The sequence below is a fragment of the Bacteroides sp. 4_1_36 genome (genome assembly GCF_003466325.1).
In the GTDB taxonomy this organism is placed as follows: Bacteria; Bacteroidota; Bacteroidia; order Bacteroidales; family Bacteroidaceae; genus Bacteroides; species Bacteroides uniformis.
In genome coordinates this window covers 1-2,556 of sequence record NZ_QSOX01000054.1, presented here as the reverse complement: position 1 = coordinate 2,556, position 2,556 = coordinate 1, and the positions used below count along the sequence as shown (strand labels likewise).

Below are 2,556 nucleotides of genomic sequence, written 5' to 3'. Positions count from 1 at the left end.
TGTAGATACTAATTGAAAAGTGCGCCAATATTCCAATTGAAAAGTGCGCCGCCATAGGATAAGTATAATGACCTTTGTATCATCCAAATACAAAGGTAAAATGAAGACTATGGTAGAAAGACAATCAATAATACACATGTATAGAGTATGCGGTTATAGCAAACGGCGTATCTCTCGTGAACTTCATGTCAGCCGTCATACCGTTGACAATATTCTTTCAGAATACGAATCAGCCATCCGTACTGATAATCCGGAAGAGGCTTTGAGTGATTTGCTTACCGTCCAGCCCAAGTATGACAGTTCCAAACGCCGCCCTCGCCGCCTTACACAAGAGATTAAGGACGAGATCGGGTTTTGCCTGAAGAAGAATGCCGTTAAGGTAGCTACGGGGCTTCGCAAGCAGCGCATGCTGAAGAAGGATATCCACCAGTTTCTGTTATCCAAAGGATATACCATCAGTTATGCCACAGTGTGCAGTTATATAAAAAATATAGAGTCATACAAAGAGAAGAAAAAGAGCGAAGCCTTTATCCGGTTGTTCTATGAGCCGGGATGCATTGTTGAGTTTGACTGGGGTGAAGTCCTTCTTTTTATTGACGGTGTCAAGACCAAGTTTTATCTGGCCGTATTCACTTTCGGGCATAGCAATGGCAGATACGCCTACCTTTTCAGGCATCAGAATACGCTTGCCTTCATGGAATCCCACCGCAACTTCTTCAGGGATATACATGGTGTCCCCGCCATGATGGTCTATGACAATATGCGTGTAGCCGTCAAGAGCTTTGTCGGTGGTGACAAGAAGCCTACGGAAGCCCTGATGAAGATGTCCGGTTTCTATTGTTTTGAGTACCGTTTCTGTAATGTACGGGCCGGATGGGAGAAAGGGCATGTGGAACGCAGCGTGGAATATGTCAGGAGGAAAGCTTTCTGCCTGACTGACCATTTCAATGACATACGTTCCGCCCAGGAGCATTTGAACCGAATGTGTACGCAGGTCAACAACGAGCAGGGCAGTCTTTCAACAGCGGAGAAATCATCGCGTCTGGAGGCTGATTTGTCATCGCTGAAGCCTTTTCCCGGCAACCTTGGCTGTTTTGAGGTCAATGAGTACATCGTGGACAAGTGGTCGACTGTCAGCATGAAAAATGTTCATTATTCCGTACCTGATTCCCTTGTAGGAGAAAAAGTACATGTCAAGGTCTACAGTGAAAAAATCGTCATCCTGTACGGGAAGGAGAAAGTGGCCTCGCACCAACGCAGTTATTGTGGTGGCGACTGGTGCATCAAGCTGGAGCACTACTTGCGTACACTTTCCCGTAAACCGGGTGCATTACCTCATTCTGTGGTCTGGCAAAGAGCACCGGAAGAACTGAAAAGACTGTATGACAGCTATTTCAAGAATGACAACAGGGCATTCGTCCTGCTGCTGGACTATGCATGGGAAAATGGTTTTTCCGGGACAGACATCATCAGGGCATGCAGGGAACTGACCGGACGTGGTGTCAGAAAGATATCTCCGGAACAGGTAAAGGCCATGTTGCATGGCAACGCACAGGAAGAGATGGAAGAATCCATGGAGTCGCCTGTTCTTCCGGCACAACAAGAGAATATAGAAAGAGAAGCCGTGGATATGCTTGAAGGCATTACGGCACTCATGACAGGATACAATGAAGCGCATGATATAATACCAACCATTTAAGTTTATAATATATGAAATCAGAAAAAGAAACCATTTATGACTATGCGACAGAACTGAAGCTGCTGGCCTTCAAAGAGGAACTGGAATACACCCTTTCATTGGCAGCCGGAGAAAACTGGAGCCATTTGCATTTCTTGACCGAATTGCTTGGAAAGGAAAGTGTCAGAAGAAGGGAATGTAGAAGAAAATCAAGGATAAAATCTGCGGGATTCCCACAAATGAAGTATCTGCATGAACTTGTCATGGAAGACATGCCCAAAGAGGCACAGATAATATTGCCTGAATTGGAAACACTGGACTTCATCAGGGAGGGAAGAAACATAGTCCTGTATGGAAATCCGGGGACGGGAAAGACTCATATTGCTACGGCTTTAGGAATAAAGGCCTGCCAGCAGGATTTTACCGTATTGTTTACTTCAGTCCCTGTCTTGCTTACCCAGATAAGGGAAGCCAAATCCGCAAAGACACTGCGGGCGTTGCAATTACGGTTTGAAAAATACGATCTGGTTATCTGTGATGAATTCGGATATGTCAGTTGTGACAAGGAAGGAGGAGAACTGCTTTTTAACCACTTGTCCTTAAGGGCCGGGAAAAAAGCTACAATCATTACTACTAATTTGGCTTTTAACAGATGGAATGAAATCATAAAGGACAAGGTGCTTGTAGCGGCAATGGTCGACAGGCTTACACATAAAGCCTATCTGGTAAATATGACCGGACTCTCTTATAGGCTCAAAGAAACACAAAAAATGAGACAAGATAAATGAAGATTTTAAACTTATATGTAATTTTGTAACAAGTATGGATGGAGCTCTTTTCAATTAAAATACGGTGCACTTTTCAATTAGTATCTACAA

General features: G+C 44.2%; 2 protein-coding genes. Both read left to right on the top strand.

From position 1 onward, the window contains the following. Window positions 1-100 precede the first annotated feature (100 nt). Window positions 101-1,699 carry an IS21 family transposase gene (gene istA, locus DXD65_RS20790; protein WP_011965960.1) on the top strand — a complete coding sequence of 533 codons (1,599 nt, stop codon included), beginning with the start codon at window positions 101-103 and terminating at the stop codon, window positions 1,697-1,699. Window positions 1,700-1,710: 11 nt separating this feature from the next. Further along, window positions 1,711-2,466 (top strand): IS21-like element helper ATPase IstB, encoded by a 756-nt coding sequence (gene istB / locus DXD65_RS20785; RefSeq protein ID WP_011965959.1) that lies wholly within the window; start codon window positions 1,711-1,713, stop codon window positions 2,464-2,466. Window positions 2,467-2,556 lie beyond the last annotated feature (90 nt).

Excerpts from the sequence above, each read along its gene's own strand:
- istA (WP_011965960.1), top strand. The coding sequence starts at position 101 with ATGAAGACTATGGTAGAAAGACAATCAATAATACACATGTATAGAGTA.
- istB (WP_011965959.1), top strand. The coding sequence starts at position 1,711 with ATGAAATCAGAAAAAGAAACCATTTATGACTATGCGACAGAACTGAAG.